The organism is Lactobacillus sp. UMNPBX6, from assembly GCF_002553975.1.
GTDB lineage: Bacteria > Bacillota > Bacilli > Lactobacillales > Lactobacillaceae > Lactobacillus > Lactobacillus gallinarum.
The window spans coordinates 42,087-60,404 of record NZ_PCZD01000002.1; the positions used below are offsets into that span (position 1 = coordinate 42,087).

23 protein-coding genes and 1 riboswitch are annotated in these 18,318 nt (G+C 36.8%); of the genes, 22 read left to right on the forward strand and 1 reads right to left on the reverse strand.

Features of this window, described 5'->3' with window-relative positions; genetic code table 11:
* Positions 1-16: 16 nt before the first annotated feature.
* The 19 genes from trmFO to CP357_RS00660 all read left to right on the forward strand — a co-directional run bounded on the left by trmFO (position 17) and on the right by CP357_RS00660 (position 15,869).
* A complete protein-coding gene (gene trmFO / locus CP357_RS00570; RefSeq protein ID WP_098036279.1) occupies positions 17-1,333 on the forward strand; it encodes a methylenetetrahydrofolate--tRNA-(uracil(54)-C(5))-methyltransferase (FADH(2)-oxidizing) TrmFO in 1,317 nt (438 codons plus the stop codon).
* Positions 1,333-2,241, forward strand: coding sequence for a site-specific tyrosine recombinase/integron integrase (gene xerA / locus CP357_RS00575; protein WP_098036280.1), 909 nt, complete (start codon positions 1,333-1,335; stop codon positions 2,239-2,241). Before trmFO ends, xerA begins: the two co-directional genes overlap by 1 nt.
* Positions 2,242-2,249: 8 nt before the next feature.
* Positions 2,250-2,774, forward strand: coding sequence for an HslVU peptidase proteolytic subunit (gene hslV / locus CP357_RS00580; RefSeq protein WP_014918884.1), 525 nt, complete (start codon positions 2,250-2,252; stop codon positions 2,772-2,774).
* 10 nt (positions 2,775-2,784) lie between these two features.
* Positions 2,785-4,188: an ATP-dependent protease ATPase subunit HslU gene (hslU, locus tag CP357_RS00585; RefSeq protein WP_025005760.1), complete on the forward strand. Its 1,404-nt coding sequence runs from the start codon at positions 2,785-2,787 to the stop codon at positions 4,186-4,188.
* 150 nt (positions 4,189-4,338) lie between these two features.
* Positions 4,339-5,238 (forward strand): aldose 1-epimerase family protein, encoded by a 900-nt coding sequence (locus CP357_RS00590; protein ID WP_087235571.1) that lies wholly within the window; start codon positions 4,339-4,341, stop codon positions 5,236-5,238.
* A 227-nt stretch (positions 5,239-5,465) separates the two neighbouring features.
* Positions 5,466-5,864 (forward strand): 3-hydroxyacyl-ACP dehydratase FabZ, encoded by a 399-nt coding sequence (fabZ, locus tag CP357_RS00595; protein WP_098036281.1) that lies wholly within the window; start codon positions 5,466-5,468, stop codon positions 5,862-5,864.
* A gap of 61 nt (positions 5,865-5,925) precedes the next feature.
* Entirely contained in the window at positions 5,926-6,363 is a 438-nt protein-coding gene (locus CP357_RS00600) for a MarR family winged helix-turn-helix transcriptional regulator (RefSeq protein ID WP_087176172.1), read from the forward strand.
* A gap of 15 nt (positions 6,364-6,378) precedes the next feature.
* Positions 6,379-7,347 (forward strand): beta-ketoacyl-ACP synthase III, encoded by a 969-nt coding sequence (locus CP357_RS00605; RefSeq protein WP_233187179.1) that lies wholly within the window; start codon positions 6,379-6,381, stop codon positions 7,345-7,347.
* Positions 7,348-7,366: 19 nt separating this feature from the next.
* Positions 7,367-7,612, forward strand: coding sequence for an acyl carrier protein (locus tag CP357_RS00610; RefSeq protein ID WP_087176170.1), 246 nt, complete (start codon positions 7,367-7,369; stop codon positions 7,610-7,612).
* On the forward strand, positions 7,612-8,556 hold the full coding sequence (locus CP357_RS00615) for an ACP S-malonyltransferase (RefSeq protein ID WP_098036283.1): 945 nt from the start codon (positions 7,612-7,614) through the stop codon (positions 8,554-8,556). Before CP357_RS00610 ends, CP357_RS00615 begins: the two co-directional genes overlap by 1 nt.
* Positions 8,540-9,271 carry a 3-oxoacyl-ACP reductase family protein gene (locus CP357_RS00620; RefSeq protein WP_098036284.1) on the forward strand — a complete coding sequence of 244 codons (732 nt, stop codon included), beginning with the start codon at positions 8,540-8,542 and terminating at the stop codon, positions 9,269-9,271. Before CP357_RS00615 ends, CP357_RS00620 begins: the two co-directional genes overlap by 17 nt.
* 11 nt (positions 9,272-9,282) lie before the next feature.
* Complete coding sequence (gene fabF, locus CP357_RS00625; protein ID WP_098036285.1) at positions 9,283-10,518, forward strand: beta-ketoacyl-ACP synthase II; 1,236 nt, start codon at positions 9,283-9,285, stop codon at positions 10,516-10,518.
* A complete protein-coding gene (gene accB, locus CP357_RS00630) occupies positions 10,518-10,976 on the forward strand; it encodes an acetyl-CoA carboxylase biotin carboxyl carrier protein (protein ID WP_098036286.1) in 459 nt (152 codons plus the stop codon). Before fabF ends, accB begins: the two co-directional genes overlap by 1 nt.
* Position 10,977: 1 nt before the next feature.
* Entirely contained in the window at positions 10,978-11,409 is a 432-nt protein-coding gene (fabZ, locus tag CP357_RS00635; RefSeq protein ID WP_087235565.1) for a 3-hydroxyacyl-ACP dehydratase FabZ, read from the forward strand.
* A gap of 9 nt (positions 11,410-11,418) precedes the next feature.
* Complete coding sequence (gene accC, locus CP357_RS00640) at positions 11,419-12,804, forward strand: acetyl-CoA carboxylase biotin carboxylase subunit (protein WP_098036287.1); 1,386 nt, start codon at positions 11,419-11,421, stop codon at positions 12,802-12,804.
* The gene (locus CP357_RS00645) at positions 12,782-13,633 is read left to right on the forward strand and encodes an acetyl-CoA carboxylase carboxyltransferase subunit beta (RefSeq protein WP_098036288.1); all 852 of its coding nucleotides are present in this window, start codon (positions 12,782-12,784) and stop codon (positions 13,631-13,633) included. The genes accC and CP357_RS00645 overlap by 23 nt, the downstream gene beginning before the upstream one ends.
* Positions 13,626-14,396, forward strand: a complete 771-nt coding sequence (accA, locus tag CP357_RS00650; protein WP_098036289.1) for a carboxyltransferase subunit alpha — start codon at positions 13,626-13,628, stop codon at positions 14,394-14,396. The genes CP357_RS00645 and accA overlap by 8 nt, the downstream gene beginning before the upstream one ends.
* An 8-nt stretch (positions 14,397-14,404) precedes the next feature.
* Positions 14,405-15,163 (forward strand): enoyl-ACP reductase FabI, encoded by a 759-nt coding sequence (gene fabI / locus CP357_RS00655; RefSeq protein ID WP_098036290.1) that lies wholly within the window; start codon positions 14,405-14,407, stop codon positions 15,161-15,163.
* A gap of 1 nt (position 15,164) precedes the next feature.
* Positions 15,165-15,869 carry a biotin--[acetyl-CoA-carboxylase] ligase gene (locus CP357_RS00660; protein ID WP_098036291.1) on the forward strand — a complete coding sequence of 235 codons (705 nt, stop codon included), beginning with the start codon at positions 15,165-15,167 and terminating at the stop codon, positions 15,867-15,869.
* Here CP357_RS00660 and CP357_RS00665 read toward each other — a convergent pair.
* Positions 15,850-16,662 (reverse strand): site-specific integrase, encoded by an 813-nt coding sequence (locus tag CP357_RS00665; protein WP_098036292.1) that lies wholly within the window; start codon positions 16,660-16,662, stop codon positions 15,850-15,852. The genes CP357_RS00660 and CP357_RS00665 overlap by 20 nt on opposite strands.
* Before the next feature lie 173 nt (positions 16,663-16,835).
* Positions 16,836-16,894: riboswitch (Fluoride riboswitch) on the forward strand.
* 44 nt (positions 16,895-16,938) lie between these two features.
* Here CP357_RS00665 and CP357_RS00670 point away from each other — a divergent pair.
* The 3 genes from CP357_RS00670 (at position 16,939) to CP357_RS00680 (ending at position 18,309) form a co-directional block, all read left to right on the forward strand.
* Positions 16,939-17,322 (forward strand): CrcB family protein, encoded by a 384-nt coding sequence (locus CP357_RS00670; protein ID WP_087176158.1) that lies wholly within the window; start codon positions 16,939-16,941, stop codon positions 17,320-17,322.
* Position 17,323: 1 nt separating this feature from the next.
* Positions 17,324-17,701, forward strand: a complete 378-nt coding sequence (crcB, locus tag CP357_RS00675; protein WP_087176157.1) for a fluoride efflux transporter CrcB — start codon at positions 17,324-17,326, stop codon at positions 17,699-17,701.
* A 113-nt stretch (positions 17,702-17,814) separates the two neighbouring features.
* Positions 17,815-18,309, forward strand: a complete 495-nt coding sequence (locus CP357_RS00680) for a pyridoxamine 5'-phosphate oxidase family protein (protein ID WP_087176156.1) — start codon at positions 17,815-17,817, stop codon at positions 18,307-18,309.
* Positions 18,310-18,318: the final 9 nt, after the last annotated feature.

The window sequence follows — 18,318 nt, forward strand, 5'->3', positions numbered from 1 at the left end:
AGAATAAGGTGATTTAATGCCCAAAAATGTAACTGTAATCGGAGCAGGTCTTGCTGGAAGTGAAGCAACCTGGCAATTAGCTAAGCGTGGAATTCACGTTGACCTGTACGAAATGCGTCCTCAAAAAGAGACGCCTGCACATGAAACTGGCGAATTTGCGGAATTAGTCTGCACAAACTCCATGCGTTCTAATCAGTTGTCTAATGCAGTAGGACTTTTAAAAGAAGAAATGCGTCATCTTGATTCATTGATTATGAAAGCCGCTGATAAGACCCAAGTTCCTGCTGGTGGAGCATTAGCAGTGGATCGTGACAGTTTTAGTAAATACGTAACTGATACTTTGCGTGGCTTAGATAATGTCACAGTTCATGAGGAAGAAATTACTGAAATTCCGGCAGAAGGCATCACTATTATTGCCACTGGTCCTTTAACCAGTGACGCATTGGCTGAGCAAATTCAGAAGTTTTCTGGTACAGATAGTCTGCATTTCTTTGATGCCGCTGCTCCAATTGTAGCTGCGGATTCAATTAATATGAATATTGTTTATAAAAAATCACGCTACGACCGCGGAGAAGCTGCTTACTTAAATTGTCCAATGAACAAGGAACAATATGAAAACTTCACTCGTGAATTAATTAAAGCAGAAACTGCTCAATTACATGGTTTTGAAAAGAATGATGTTTTTGAAGGTTGTATGCCAATTGAAGTTATGGCCGCTCGAGGTGCTAAGACGATGTTGTTCGGACCGCTTAAACCAGTAGGTCTGGAAAATCCTCATACCGGTGAAACACCATATGCAGTAGTCCAACTTCGTCAAGATAATGCTGCTGCTTCAATGTATAACATCGTTGGTTTCCAAACTCACTTGAAGTATGGTGAACAAAAGAGGGTCTTTTCTATGATTCCTGGACTTGAAAATGCTCGTTTTGTTCGTTACGGCAAGATGCACAGAAATACTTATATGGCTTCTCCAGACGTGTTGACTGCTAGTTACGAAGCTAAGAAGCGTCCTGGATTGTTCTTTGCAGGACAGATGACAGGTGTTGAAGGCTACGTTGAAAGTGCAGGAAGTGGCTTAGTAGCCGGAATTAACGCTGCACGTGAAGCTTTAGGTGAGGAGCCAATTGCCTTTCCTAAAGACACTGCATTAGGGTCAATGGCAAATTATGTTACTACTACTAGTGCCAAGCATTTTCAACCAATGAATGCTAGTTTTGCGCTTTTACCTGCCTGGGAAGGTAAGAAGATCCGTAAAAAGCGTGAACGTCACGAAAAAATTAGTGAACGTGGTATCGAAAGCATAGATAAATTTAAAGCGGAAGTTTTAGATTAATGTCAGAAAAACAAGATGAATTAACTCATTTTATTTCTTATTTGCAAAATGAGCGACATTATAGCGATTTAACTATTTCTTCTTATCAAACCGACTTGTTAGAAGCTAAAAAATTTTGGCAAAATAATGGTGGCTTTGATGGCTGGAAGAATGTGCAAGAACGTGATATTCAGATTTATTTACAAAATTTAGCTGATCGTAAATTAGCACGTAGCAGTCAAGCGCGACAAATGTCGAGTTTACATTCATTTTTCCGCTTTTTAACGCGAAGAAAATTTATCCAGATTGATCCCACACAGGGAATTGTCCTAAGACGTGGGGAGAAAAAATTACCAGAATTTTTTTACGAGAACGAGCTGAAGCAGGTATTTGACTCACTGAAAGGTAATCAGCCTTTGACAGTGCGTAATTTGGCATTATTTGAACTGTTTTACGCTACGGGGATGCGTGTAAGTGAAGTTAGCAATTTAACCTTGCATCAAATAGATCTTAATTTACAAACGATTTTGGTCCATGGTAAAGGAAATAAAGATCGTTATGTCGCTTTTGATGATCATACAAAAAAATCGCTAGTTAAGTATCTTGAAGATGCACGACCTAATTTATTAAAAGATGATGCTGAACAGCATGTTTTTTTAAGTAATTTAGGCAAGCCTTTGAGCAAACGCGGAATTGAATATGTGATGCAAAAAACTTTTAATCAGGCTGGAATAAGTGGAAAAGTTCACCCTCATGAGTTGCGTCATACTTTTGCAACCGCTATGCTTAATAATGGGGCGGATTTACGCAGCGTCCAAGAACTATTAGGACACAGTAGTTTATCTGCTACCCAGATTTATACGCATGTTACAATGGCGCATTTAAAATCAGATTATGAAAAATACTTCCCTCGTAATAAAGAAAGTTGAGGTTTAATATGACAACAATTTGTTCAGTAAGATTTAATGGAAAAACTGCAATTGCAGGTGATGGACAAGTTACTTTAGGTGAAAAGGTAATCGCTAAGGCAACTGCACGTAAGATTCGTCGTATTTACCATGATCGTGTAATTATTGGTTTTGCCGGTGGTGTTGCTGACGCTGTTAGCTTGCAAGATATGCTTGAAGGCAAGCTTGAAGCATATAGTGGTGATCTTCGTCGTGCAGCCGTAGAAATGGCTCAAGCATGGCGTAAGGATCCAACTTTGCAAAAATTAAACGCAATGTTAATCGCATTTAATGATAAAGATTTGTTACTAATTTCAGGTAATGGTGAAGTTCTTGAACCAGATGAAAACGTTGTGGCAATTGGTTCAGGAGGTAACTTTGCACAAGCAGCAGCTATTGCAATGACACGTCATGCAAATGATATGCAAGCTGATGAAATCGCTCATGAAGCTGTAAAAATTGCCTCAGGAATCGATGTCTTTACTGATGATCATATTGTTACCGATGAAATTTAAGGAGTAAAGTATGGCTATTAAAACACCAAAAGAAATAGTTAAGATCTTAAACGAATATATTATCGGTCAAGATGAAGCTAAAAAGTCAGTTGCAATTGCTCTTTATAACCGTTATCGTAGAATGCAATTGTCTAAGCAAATGCAACATGAAATTACACCTAAAAACTTGCTAATGGCAGGTCCTACAGGTGTTGGTAAAACTGAAATTGCTCGTCGTTTAGCTTCAATTGTAGAAGCACCATTTGTTAAGGTAGAAGCTACTAAATTTACTGAAGTAGGTTACGTTGGTCGTGATGTTGAATCAATGGTCCGTGATTTAGTAGGCGAAGCCGTACGTATGGAAGAAAAGGATCAATTTGCGCGTGTAAAGCCTCAAGCTACTAAAGAAGCTAACAAGCAATTGGTTCGTTTGCTTGCTCCTGGTGTTAAGCGTGAAAAGCGTGGAAACCAAATGCAACAAATGCAAGACATGATGTCTATGCTAATGGGCGGTGCAAATCCAAATAATCAAAATGGCGATCAAGAAGAAGTAACTGATGAAGTTAGAAATCAGCGGATGGATGTTGCTGAAAAGCTAAATAAAGGTTTGCTTGAAGATCGTGAAGTAACCATTGAAGTTGAACAAGCTCCTAAAGCTAATCCAATGAGTGACATGATGGGACAAATGGGAATGGACATGGGCTCCATGCTTAATGACATTATGCCAAAGAAGAAGGTTAAGCGTACTTTATCTGTTCGTGACGCACGTGAAGTCTTGATTCAAGAAGAATCACGCAAGATGGTAGATTATGATACTATTTATCAACGCGCTATTGAGAGAAGCCAAAATAATGGTATTATCTTTATCGATGAAATTGACAAAATTATTGCTGGTAACAAGCGTAATTCTGGTGAAGTTTCTCGTGAAGGTGTACAAAGAGATATTTTGCCAATCGTTGAAGGTTCAACCGTAAATACTAAGTATGGTCCTGTTTCAACTGATCATATTTTATTTATTGCTGCTGGTGCCTTTGCAGAAAGCAAGCCAAGTGATTTGATTCCGGAATTGCAAGGTCGTTTTCCAATTAGAGTAGAACTTAATGCATTGACTAAGGATGACTTTGTCAAGATTTTAAAGGATCCACAAAATTCATTGCTTAAGCAATATATTGCTTTAATGAAGGCTGATGGTATTAAGTTAATCTTTACTCAAGAAGCAGTTGATAAGATTGCTCAAATTGCCTTTGATGTTAACCAAGGGACAGACAATATTGGTGCCAGACGTCTTTCTACTATTCTTGAAAAATTACTTGAAGATGTTCTCTATGAAGGTCCTGATATGGAAATGGGCGAAATTACCATTACTGAAGCATACGTTGAAGAAAAATTACATGACATTATCATGAACAAGGACTTAACTAAGTTCATTTTATAATTTATAAATTAAGTAACAGCTGATTATCCAGCTGTTTTTTGTTAAAAGCATCTGTTTTGTTTAATGATTAATGTTAAAATATAAGTAATCAAAGCGATTACATTATATTTTTGATATTATTAAATAAGCTAAGTAAGGACAAATTAAGTTATGGATTATACTATTGAAAATAATATGATTAAAGTTGTAATCTCAGATCAAGGTGCTGAGATTCAAAGTGTTAAAAGTGTTCATACTGGTGAAGAATTTATGTGGCAAGCTGATCCTAAAGTTTGGGGAAGACATGCACCGGTTCTTTTCCCAATTGTAGGTAGACTGAAGAATGACGAATATACTTATAAGGGTAAGACTTACCATTTAGGACAACATGGTTTTGCAAGAGATTCTAAGTTTGAGGTTGAAAATCATACTCAAGAAAGTATCACATTCTTGTTAAAAGATAACGAAGAAACCCATAAGGTTTATCCTTTCAAATTTGAATTTAGAGTAAATTATAATTTGATGAATAATTTACTTGAAGAAAACTTTAGCGTTTTAAATAAATCTGATGACACTATGATCTTTGGTGTTGGCGGACATCCAGGATTTAACTTGCCAATAAAAGATGATGAAAAGAAGGAAGATTACTTCTTCGATATGCATCCATCTGTAGCTCGTGTGAAAATTCCTTTAAAGAACGCATTCCTTGATTGGAATAACCGCTCATTAGCTTCAACTGATAGTTTTATTTCTTTGAGTGATGAATTATTTAAGAATGATGCTTTAATTTATGAATTACATGGACACGATAATAAAGTATCACTTAGAACTGACAAGAGTAAATTCCATATTAATGTTTGGACCAGAAATGCACCATTTGTTGGTATTTGGTCACAATATCCTAAGACAGCGGATTATGTATGTATTGAGCCATGGTGGGGAATTGCTGACAGAGATGATGCAGATGGTCAATTAGAACATAAATATGGCATGAATCATTTGGAACCTAATAAAGAATTTCAAGCCGGTTTTAGTATGACGTTCCACTCAGATGCAGATCCTGAAGAATAAAAATAATTTGAATATTTGACTTTAAAAGCTTTCCGATTGGAAGGCTTTTTTGTTTTTTGAGAAAAAATAAAAATAAATTTAACGGCTTTCATTGTTTAAATAAAGCAATTTCAAGATTTTCTATACGAAATTGAACTATTGACATTTTAAATGAAAGTAATATGATTTGTTTATCAAATAATTTGAATATCAAACTATTTGATAAACAAAATAAAGAGGTGAACTAAATGATCTTGAATGCCGTAGAAATAGAACGGCTAACTGGACGTAGTGAGCCGCTTAGTTTAGTAGATTGTGTTCTTGAAAAAAATTCGAATGAATTAACTGCATTGACGAATGTAACGATGAATGAAGAATTTTTTCAAGGGCACTTTCCGGGTAATCCGGTGATGCCAGGAGTATTGATCGTTGAAGCGTTAGCGCAGGGATGTGAAGTATTGCTTGATAATGATCGATCTGCTTTGAAACTGAGTCAAATTAAAAAAGCTCGTTTTAGAGAAATGGTTAAGCCAGGAGATCAGTTAACAATTAAAGTTAAACGTAAGCTTAAAGACGAATTTATTTTTAAAACTGAAGCATATATCCAAGATAAGCTTGCTTGTAGTGCAGAACTTTCTTTCTCTTAAATAATTTAAATGATTTTGTTTTATAATTTAAGTTGAATATAAACGATAAAGGAACTAGATTATGAAACACTTATATCAAGAGATAAATGATGCGCTTTACAACACTTATTACGGTATTAATCGCATTGAAGAAGAAGAACTTAAAAAGAGTCAGTTCAAAGATTTAACTGTTAAAGAGTTACATGCAATCGATGCGATTACGATGTATGATCATCTAACCGTTTCGCAAGTGGCCGATAAGTTGCATTTGTCACGTGCTACAGTTACTTCGACAGTCGATCGGCTTGTCCGTAAGGGATATGCAGAAAGAATTCGTGATGAAAAAGATCGCAGAGTAGTTCGATTAGCTTTAACCAAAAAAGGACGAGTATTATGCCGTGCTTATCATGCTTATCACAACATGATGGTTAAAAGCTTTTTGCAGAATTTAAATGATGATGAATTACAAACGATCTATCACGCTTTTAAAAATTTGGAGAAATTCGTCAATTCACACTAGATGGGATTGAAAAACGTGAAAGATGTTGAGTTTATAGCTACTAGTTTTGCAGTGCCTGAACGAGTTGTTACAAATGATCAATTGGCTTCATTCATGGATACTTCTGATGAATGGATTAGTAAGCGGACTGGAATCAGACGAAGACATATAAGTACAGAGGAAAATACTTCTTCGTTAGCATTTCGTGCGGTAGAGAAGTTACAAGAAAAAAGCAACTTTTCTCCGGACGAAATTGACTTAATTATTGTGGCGACAATGTCACCTGATAATATGACTCCGAGTACCGCGGCGATGGTCCAAGGAATGTTGGGAGCAAAGAATGCCGTTGCCTTTGATTTGTCTGCAGCTTGTTCAGGCTTTTCTTATGCTATTTCTGTAGCTCGTAACATTTTGCTTAGCAATCACTGGCACAAAGCGATTGTAATCGGTGCGGAAGTTTTATCTAAGTTGATTGATTGGCATGATCGTTCGACAGCCGTTTTGTTTGGCGATGGTGCTGGAGCTGCATTACTAAGTGTAAGCAATGATCAGCATTTATTAGGCCAGGATTTAAAAACTTTTGGAAATATGGGTAATAAGTTAACTGCTGGTCATACTAAGCCGAAAAAGGATTTGCTTGAAAATGATCGAAAAATGTCTGCTTTTGAGATGGACGGTCGAGAAGTATATCGTTTCGCAACGCATCAAGTTCCTAAATCTATTTTACTGGCCGCTCAACAAGCTAATGTTAATTTGGATGAAATAGATCATTTTTTATTGCATCAGGCTAATGAACGAATAATTAAGCAAGTCGCTAAAAAATTGGATCAACCACTAAGCAAGTTCCCAATGAATATTGCTGAATACGGCAATACTGCTGCAGCCAGTGAGGCAATTCTCTTAGCAGAATGTGTAGCTAATAAAGTAATTAAGAAAGGCGATTTAGTCGCCATGAGTGGTTTTGGCGGAGGATTAACCGTAGCCACACTAATATTTAAATTTTAGAAAATAAGAGGTAAAAATAATGACTAAAGAAGAAATTTTAAAAGATGTTCAAGAAATTGCACAAGACGAATTAGATGTTGAACCTGAAAAGATCACTATGGACACTAATATTAAAGAAGATTTAGATGCCGATAGTTTAGATTTATTTGAAATCTTGAATGAACTTGAAGATAAATATGACATTGAACTTGACGCTGATGATAGTATTCAAACTATTAGTCAATTAGTTGATTTTGTTAAGGATCAAATGGACAAGCAAAAATAATGAAGTTCGGTTTACTATTTAGCGGTCAAGGTGCTCAAAGGGCAGGTATGGGAATTGATTTCTTAGCTGATCCGCTTTTTAAAGAAACAGTAGAAATTGCTAGTGAAGCTAGCGGTCAAGATATTGTTGCTGATTTTAAGAGCGAGCATGATGAATTGAAAAAGACAGTTCATGTTCAGCCAGCTTTAGTTGCCTTTGAAGCCGGAATTTATCGGATGTTACAACGTGATTTGCCAGATTTTAATGCTGCTGGAATGGTGGGCTTATCTTTAGGCGAATATGGGGCAATGATTGCCAGCAAAGCGATTTCTTTAAAAGAGGGAATTAGTTTAGTTAGTGATCGTGCAAAATATATGCAAGAAGATGCTGATCAAGTTTCTAGTAGCATGGCTGCGTTAATCAAGCCAGATGTTGATAAAGTAAATGCAATTTTGACGGCATTGCAAAATACTGACCAACAAGTATATTTTTCTAATTTTAATTCACCTAAGCAAATTGTAATTGGTGGGGAAGAGTCAGCAGTTAAAAAGGCTGTGCAAGAAATTAATGATCAGGAAGCAGCAAAGCGAGCTGTCGAATTAAAAGTAAATGGTGCTTTTCATACGCCTTTATTTAACGAGGCAAGCAAAAAAATGCATCAACGACTTGCTAACGTTTCTTTTGCTCAAGTTGAAATCCCAGTAATTTCTAATACTACGGTTAAACCATTTACTGATGACTGGGCTGAAATTATGGAAAGACAATTAGCTGTGCCAACTCATTTTGGTTCTTGTGTGCAATATTTGATAGATCAAGTAGGAATTGACGCTACTCTTGAAATCGGTCCAGGAAAAACTTTATCCAGCTTTGCACGACAAGTTGACCGCAAACTTGAACACTATCATATTGGTAATTTGACAGATTATCAAAAATTTATTGAGGAAGAACATGGAATTAAAAAATAAAGTAGTTTTGATTACTGGTTCAACCCGTGGCATTGGTCAAGCGATGGCTTTAGCGTTCGCTAAGGCGGGTGCAAAGGTCATTATTAATGGACGACATGAACAACTGAGCGACGAATTTAAGGCTATTCTAGATAGTGAAAACGCGGAATATCAGTATTTATCTGCTGATTTAGCACAAACAGATTTAAAAGAGTTTGCTAAAAAAGCATGGGATCTATATGGGAAAATTGACGTGTTAATCAATAACGCTGGTATTAATCGCGATAAAATGTTGATCGGGATGCGTGAAGCAGATTTCGATCAAGTTATTAATCTTGATCTGCGAGTTCCTTTCTTTTTAACTAAGGCAATTATTAAAAAGATGAATAAAGAGCGTAGCGGCGTGGTTATCAACATGTCCAGTATAGTCGGCTTACATGGCAATGCAGGACAAGCTAATTATGCTGCAGCTAAGGCAGGTCTAGTCGGTTTTACCAAAGCAGCAGCACGTGAAGCAGCTATGCGTAATATTCGTGTGAATGCCATTGCACCAGGAATGATTAATACTGATATGACCGCTAAATTATCAGACAGAGTAAAAAAGAATATTTTAGAGCAGATACCATTAACTCGTCTAGGTGAGGCTAACGAAGTGGCAGAGACTGCTATTTTTTTGGCACAAAATGACTATATTACGGGTCAAACTATCGTGGTTGATGGTGGAATGACAATGTAGGAGAAATCTCAATGCAAAGAGTCGTAATTACAGGAATGGGAGCCATCGCTCCTAATGGAAATGGCTATGAAAACTTTGTCAACAATAGTTTGGCAGGTAAAATCGGCATTAAAAAGATTAGTAAATTTGATGCGAGTGAAACTGGGATTACGGTTGCCGGTGAAATAGATGACTTTGATCCTAAGGAATACGTTGGTAAAAAAGAGGCTCGCCGAATGGATCTGTATTCTCAATATGCAGTACAAACTGCATCAGAAGCAGTGAAGATGGCCGGAATCAATGAAGAAAATACTAAGCCTGAAGATTTAGGTGTGATTTTTGGTTCAGGTATCGGTGGATTAACTACAATTGAACAACAAGTTATTCGCATGCATGATAAAGGTCCACGTCGAGTTTCTCCATTTTTTATCCCTATGGCTATTGCTAATATGGCAGCCGGAAATATTTCAATTCGTTTTAATGCACAAAATATTTCTACCTCAATTGTGACTGCTTGTGCTTCGGGTACTAATTCGATCGGTGAAGCTTATCGTCAAATTCGTGAAGGCCGAGCTCAAGCAATGATTACTGGTGGTAGTGAGGCGACTGTCAATGAAACAGCAATCTCCGGTTTTGCTGCTTTGACTGCTTTATCACAAAATACAGATCCTGACCGTGCTTCTTTGCCTTTTGATCAAGATCGAAATGGTTTTGTCTTAGGCGAAGGCAGTGGAGCAATGGTTTTAGAAAGCTTGGAACATGCACAAAAGCGTGGTGCCAAGATTTTAGGAGAAATTGTTGGCTACGGTACAACAAGTGATGCCTACCATATTACGTCACCTGATCCAGATGGCAAAGGCGCAGCTCGTGCAATGCAAATGGCAATTGATGAAGCTGGGATTACGCCGGATGAGATAGGTTATATTAATGCACATGGTACAGCAACTCATGCTAATGATAGCGGAGAAAGCAAGGCTATTAATCAGGTATTTGGATCAGATAGCAGCGTGCGCGTTTCTTCAACTAAGGGCATGACAGGACACTTGTTAGGTGCAGCTGGCGCAATTGAAGCCGTAATTACTGTAGCAGGTTTGATGAAAGATAAGTTTCCAATGAATGTGGGATGTTTTAATCAAGATCCTGAGTGTTCAATTAATTTAATTAATCAAGATAATCAAAGCTTTTCTACTGAATATGCGATTTCTAATTCCTTTGGCTTTGGAGGACATAATGCTGTATTAGCATTTAGAAAATGGAGTGAAAATTAATGGATTTGCAAGCAATTTCAAGTTTAATGGATCAGTTTGAAGATTCTGATATTAGAGAATTGAAAATTGACGAGGATGATTTTCATCTTTACTTGAGTAAAAACAAGATTAATAAGATGCAAAGTAAACCTGCTCCAGTAGTTGAAAATAAAGAACCAGCTTCTAAAACATTAGCTAAATCTGAAGATACTGAAGTGGAAAGTACTTCTGATGCTAAGGATGCGGCAGTTAAGGCTCCAATTGTGGGTATTGTTTATCTGCAAGCAAAACCAGGTCAACCAGCCTTTGTAAAGGTGGGTGATCACGTAGAAAAAGGTCAAACTGTTTGCATCATTGAAGCCATGAAGATGATGACAGAAATTAAGAGTACTTTAACTGGAACGGTAACAGCAATTAATGTTGAGAACGAAGATTTAGTTGAAGTCGATCAACCCTTGATTTCAGTAAAGGAAGATTAAAATGGCTAAAGAATTAGACATTGCTGCTATAGAAAAAATTATTCCGCACAGATACCCGATGCTTTTGATAGATCGTGTAATTGATCTTGAAGAAGGAAAAAGTGCTACAGCGATTCATAATGTGAGTTTTAGTGAAAAGTTTGTGCAAGCTTCTTCAAAAAGTGATCCAGCTTTCCCCTCGCCGCTAATTGTTGAAGCAATGGCTCAAACTGGAGCGGTAGCTCTTTTGAGTACTTCAGATTTTCAGGGCAAGACTGCATATTTTGGTGGTATTCAAAAAGCTGATTTTATGAGAGAGGCTCGTCCAGGTGATCAAGTAGTGTTAAAAACTGAATTAACCAAGATTCGCAAAAATATTGGTGTAGGTAAAGGCATTGCTACTATAGATGGACACAAAATTGCAGAAGCAGAATTAACATTTATGATTGGCTAGGTGAAATTGATGTTTAAAAAAGTTTTAGTAGCAAATCGAGGCGAAATTGCAGTTCGCATTATTCGTTCGCTAAAAGAGATGAATATTAAGACTGTCGCAATTTACTCAACTGCTGATCGTGATAGTTTGCATGTACAGCTTGCTGATGAAGCAGTCTGTGTAGGAGGACCGCAGCCTACTGATTCATATTTGAATATTAAAAATATTTTAGCAGCAGCTGTAGGGACAGGTGCGGAAGCAATTCATCCAGGTTATGGTTTTTTGTCAGAAAGTGCTGAGTTTGCCCAGATGTGCACTGATTGCGGCTTGATTTTTATTGGACCAAAAGCTGAAACAATTGATCGCATGGGAAATAAGGAACATGCACGTCAAACTATGGTTGCTCACCGTGTACCAGTTACTCCAGGTAGTACTGGTTTTATTACTTCAGCTGATGAAGCTAAGCAAATTGCGGAAAAAATAGGCTATCCAGTTTTGTTAAAGGCAGCAGCTGGCGGTGGCGGTAAAGGCATTCGCCAGGTTACAAAACCCGAAGAAATGGCTGCCGCATTAGCCTCTGCTCAAAGCGAAGCTAAAAATGATTTTGGTGATGATCGCATGTATTTGGAAAAAGTTATGCAAAATGTAAAGCATATTGAGGTCCAAATTTTTAGGGATAGTTTTGGTCATACTGTGTACTTCCCGGAGCGAGACTGTTCATTGCAGAGAAATAAGCAAAAGGTGCTTGAAGAGAGTCCTTGTGAGTTAATTACTCCTGCTGAACGAAAGCATTTGGGTGAAATTGCAGTCAAAGCAGCAGAAGCAGTAGATTATGTAAATACTGGTACCATTGAGTTTTTAATGGATCAAGACCATCATTTTTATTTTATGGAAATGAATACTCGTATTCAGGTTGAACACACTGTTACTGAAATGGTTACGGGTATTGATCTAGTAAAAGCTCAGATTATGGTTGCTGCAGGTCAAGATTTGCCTTTTACTCAAGCTGATTTAAAGGCAAAGGGACATGCAATCGAATGCCGCATTAATGCGGAAGATCCGGCCAATAATTTTATGCCTTCAGTAGGGAATATTGATTATCTTTATTTACCAATTGGCAATCCAGGGATGCGAATCGATACTGCACTTTATCAAGGCGGCATGATTTCACCATTCTATGATTCGATGATTGCCAAGGTAGTAGCTTTCTGTCAAACTCGTACAGAAGCAATTGCTAAAATGGAACGGTTGTTAAAAGAAATGGTTATTCGCGGAATTACTACAAACCAAGAATTTCATTTAGCAATTTTAAAGGATCCCGGATTTAAGAGCAGCAAATTTACTAATACTTATTTAGAGAAGGAATTTTTACCTAAATGGAAGGAGCGTGCACATGGTCAAGCTGTTTCCGCATAAAAATACGTTAACTGAAAAGCATGTGAAGGCGAATAAAGTTGCCGATGATCGCGTTCCTGATGGCATACTTAAGAAATGTCCGAAGTGTCATACTGAAATTTTTGCTAATCAGTTAGATTCATATTTGACCTGCCCTAATTGTGATTATGGTTTTAGAATTCCCGCTAAAAAGCGAATTGAATGGTTAGTCGATGATTTTGAGGAATGGGACAGCGAGATTTCGCCTTCAGATCCACTCAAATTTCCCAATTATGATCAAAAGATAACTAAAGCAAAGAAAAATAGTGGCCTTAATGAAGCTGTTTTGACAGGACAGGCTAAGATTGACGGTCAAAGCTTTGCACTAGGCATCATGGATCCCACCTTTATTATGGGTTCATTAGGTCAAATGACTGGTGAAAAAATTACCCGTTTATTTGAAAAAGCTACAAAAAAAGGATTGCCTGTTGTTTTATTTACTGCATCTGGTGGTGCCCGCATGCAAGAAGGTATCTTATCATTAATGCAAATGGCTAAAGTATCCAATGCCGTTGCTAAGCACAGTCAAGCTGGTCTTTTGTATATTGCTGTTTTAACTGATCCAACTACTGGAGGAGTAACTGCCAGTTTTGCGACAGAAGCAGACATAACTCTAGCTGAACCACATGCAATGGTTGGCTTTGCCGGTCGACGTGTAATTGAGCAAACAATCCACCAAGAGATTGCTCCTGATTTGCAGGATGCGGAGAATGTGCTTAAACACGGCTTTATTGATCATATAGTCAAAAGACAAGATGAAAGAAGCACAATCGAGTGGCTTTTGAAGTTTGGTGGTGAAGCAAATGACTAAGAAAGCAATGGAAGTTGTTCAGGCAGCTAGGGATGAAAAACATATCTCAGGTCATGAATTAAGAAAAGTCCTTTTTCCAGATTTCTTTGAATTGCATGGTGATGGCTTAAGTGGTGATGATCCAGCAATTGTTGGCGGATTAGCAACGTTTCATGGTCAACCGGTAACTGTCATTACTACTAGTCGCGGCCATAGTCTAAATGAACGAATAGAAAAGCACTTTGGCCAACCAGAGCCTAGCGGATATCGCAAAGCTTGTCGCTTAGTAGAAAATGCAGCTAAGTTTCATCGACCAGTATTTTTATTTGTAGATACTGCGGGTGCTTATCCAGGTAAAAGTGCAGAAGAAAATGGCCAAGGTGAAGCAATTGCGCAAAATCTTTTGCGTATTGGCCAAGCTAAAACGCCAATTATTACCATAATATATGGTGAAGGTGGATCAGGCGGTGCTTTAGCTCTTGCCTGTGGTGACGGAGTGTGGATGCTAGAAGATAGTATTTATTCTGTTTTGTCTCCTGAAGGTTTTGCTTCTATTTTATGGAAAGATGCTAAAAAAGCAGCAGAAGCTGCGGAAGTGATGCGGTTAACACCAAAGGATCTGTTACGGCAAAAGGTAATTGAAGGTATTATTGACGAGCCAGCAGACCATCTGCAAGTATGTCAAAATATTGAGCAAGTTTTACAAACTGAATTAGATAAGCTGCAAAATTTATCTGCTGAAGAGCTATTAGTAAGACGCTATGAACGTTTTAGAAAGTTTTAGGTGAAAAAATGAGTGGTATCTTAACAGGAAAGAAAATTTTGGTAATGGGCGTTGCTAATAATCGTTCTATTGCTTGGGGATGTGCACAAGCAATGGAGCAGCAAGGCGCAGAAGTGATTTATACATATCAAAACGAACGCTTAAAGAAATTTATTTCCAAGTTAGTAGCGGATGAAAATCGTTTAATTGAATGTGATGTTGCCAATGATGAAAGTATTGCCAACGCTTTTGATCTTATTAAGAGTCGTTTTGGTAAAATCGATGGAATTGTTCATGCCATTGCTTTTGCTAAAAAAGAAGAACTTGGCGGCTCGATTCTTAATTCAACTCGCGCAGGTTTTAGTCAAGCTCTAGATGTTTCCGCATATTCATTACTCGCTGTTGCCAAAGAAGGAGCTGCTATTTTAAATAATCCTGCCAGCATTGTTACATTAACTTATATGGGTAGCGATCGTGCCTTGCCTAATTACAATACTATGGGTATTGCTAAGGCGGCTCTTGAATCTAGTGTCCGCTATTTGGCACGTGATTTAGGTGAAGCAGGTGTTCGCGTAAATGCTATTTCAGCAGGGGCAATGAAGACCTTAGCAGTTTCTGGTATTAAAGGACATGCTGATTTATTGAAAATCTCTCAAAGCGAAACCGTTGATGGTGTGAATGTCACTAAAGAAGAAGTTGGAAATACTTGTGCTTTCCTAATGAGTGATCTAGCAACTGGTTTAACTGGTGACGTGATTTTTGTTGATAAGGGTGTTCACTTAAGATAAAATGCAAGTTTATCAATATGATCAGGTTGAATCTACACAAGATTTGGCTAAAGATTATTTGAAAAATAAAAACAAGAAAAAAGCGGCTTTTGTTGCCCAAAGCCAAACTAATGCTTATGGCAAACGAGGTCGCTTTTTCTATTCGCCCGCTCAAACAGGAATTTATTTTAGTATGGCTTTTCCTAATTTTGAAATTGTACGGGAAAAAATCAATTTATTAACGCCATGTATAGCCACCAATGTAGTTGATGTGCTCAGAAAATTTTATCCTCAAAAAGACTTCCGTTTGAAATGGGTTAATGATATTTATTTAAAAAATAAAAAGGTAGCAGGTATTTTAACGGAATATGAGAATAGTGGCTTAATAATTGGTGTCGGCATCAATATCGCAACGCACGATTTTCCAGAGCAGATAAGATTCAAAGCAGGGTACATTTCAGATACTCTTTTTGAGTATAAAAAAATGACCAATGAACTTTTACAAGCAGTTGATTTAGCAAGTAAAAATTATGGTCAAAATCAGTTTATGGAGCAATATCGCAAACTATCTTGGCTCATAGGTAAAAGAGTGAATCTTAAGCTGGGTAAAAAAGAAGTGACAGGACTAGTTAAGACTATTGATGATGCAGGAAAGTTGGTTATTTTAACAAATAATGAAGCTCATAGCTTTTCGAGTGGAGAAGTGACTAAGGTTGAGTTAACTTAAATTCCGTAGTTTCAACATAGAGCATCATATTTTTGCGGTAGTAGTTCAGAGATTTAAGAGGGATGCGCAATGTTTTGAGGATTTCTTCGTCTGAGAGCTTAGGATTAGATAGAATTGAGTAAACAAAGCTCATGCGTAATTTATGACTAGTTAGTTGCATACCAATTAGATCACGATCTGGTGCGATTTTTTGATTGATATTAAAATCTGAAGCATAGTGATCGCCACTTTTGGTTGCAAAAATATATGGGTTAGCATCTTGTGAAAAGTCAGTATAGGCTTGTAGATACTTCTTTAATTGTGAATCAGAAACTTGATCAAGCAGAGTGTTAATGCGCATAGTTAATATTTCAGCTGGCTTGTAGCCGAGTGAAATAGCTGTCATCATCTTAATAGTTTCTGGATGTAATTTAGTCATTTTAGTCAATTCTGACAAATGATCTATCCAGTTGATAACGTACTTTTGTTTACGATCAAATTTATTTCCACGTAATGTGAAAAGTGGGTAGGAATTTATAAAGCCATATTCGGCCAAAAAGACAAAATACATTTTTAAGTGACTGAGATACTTGTTAACTGTATTGCTCTTGAAGTGCATCTTTTGTTCAAGAGAATCTAAAAAGTTGCGAATGTCGCTCGTGGTAACTTCATTGATAGAAGCACTGGGGCCGATATTAGTGGCGTAATAATTCCAAAAAGTAGTGATTGATTTAGCAGCAAGTGCAATGGTAGAAGGCGCTAATTGCTTTTTTTGTTTGCAATATGTTTGAAATTTATCTTCATAGGGAAACATTGCAAAAATCCTTTCTTGAATTTTTTATTTTATTATATCATATCATTCTTAAGTAGGTTGTTACTAAATTCTACTTTAAAAGATAAAAAGCTAGGTTTCACTTCGTTCAACCTAGCAAATCAAAAAATAGTAACTTGCGAAACCTGAAATTAAGTTGTATCATCATATTTGTTAACTAAATAGGTGATGACGTTCACCATTAACCGAGAAATCTAATGACGTCTACTTTGCCTTAAGGGGCGGAGTAGACGTTTTTCGTTTGGGGGAATGTTTTTAATGAAAATTAGCAATTATATTAGTATAGCCTGTTTTGCCTTTTTTGGTGGCATGGCGCGCTATAGCTTAAATGCTCAATGGAGTTTTTATGGTACCTTCTGGGGAAATATCATAGGTTGTTTTTTATTAGCCTTTTTCACTTACTTTTTTATGGAATTTAAAGATTTCCGTCAATGGTTAACTGTAGGAATTGGTACGGGCTTTGTGGGGGCTTTTACAACGTTTTCTACTTTTAATTTAGATATTTTAAAAAATATTCAAGCCGGTTTACCATTGACTGCTTTAATTTATTTTTTGAGTTCAATTATTTTTGGCTTTATTTTTGCCTTTTTAGGTATGAGAATCGGCAAAAACGTGGGAATGTTGCTTAGAAAGGAAGATTAAAGTGGAGATTCTATTAGCAGGACTTGGTGCGTCAATTGGTGCGATGATTAGATATGCAATAACTAATTATGGTAAAAAACATTGGGAATGGATAGGTAAACAGTTTTCTAATTTGCCAACTCCCACATTGTTTATTAACTTAACGGGGGCACTTATTTTAGGCATTATATTTGGTCTTGGAACCAATGTCTTTTTCTATTCCTTAGTTGGAACCGGTGTATTAGGCGGTTATACAACTTTTTCGACAATGAATACTGAATTAGTTGAATTATATAAAAGTAGAAATTACCATGGCTTGATTCTTTATGCAGTGACCTCATATCTGGGGGGAGTAATTTTAGTTTTCATAGGCTTTTGGATAGGACAACTGTGTAAATAGATTCAATAATTAAGTTATTCTAAATATGTAGTATATTCATTGACACTATGTCACTTAAGAAATAAAATCTTTATTAAAGATGTAATAGAGTGATATAGAAATGGAAAAAAACAATGAGACAACACGTTCCTGAATTAACTGATGATATTGGTAATGATGAATTTTTGGATTTAATTGTAGATTGCTTTCATTCAGCAATTTTTGGTACAGTAGATGAAAACGGAGAGCCACATACCAATGTTATAGACATCGATTTTAATGAAAATGGTCGCTTAATTTTCGCTACTACGAATCAAAAAAGTTTTTACCGTAATCTAAAAAGACATAATCGCGTATCTATCACAGCATTACGTGGTCGAGAAACTTTAACTAGCGTAGGTTTTACTTTGCAAGGATATGTTGATGAAATTAGTCCGTCTTATTTGAATAAAATTTTTGAAATTAAGCCGGAAATGCATCATATCTATGCAAATAAGACAGAAGACTTTGATACATTAAGAGCTTTTGCATTAACACCTGTGATTGGATCAGTGTATGATTTACGTGAGAAAAAAGTTTTTCAAAAGCAATTCGATTTTATCAACCAAAACAAAGAGGAGATGGCTTAGAGCCATCTC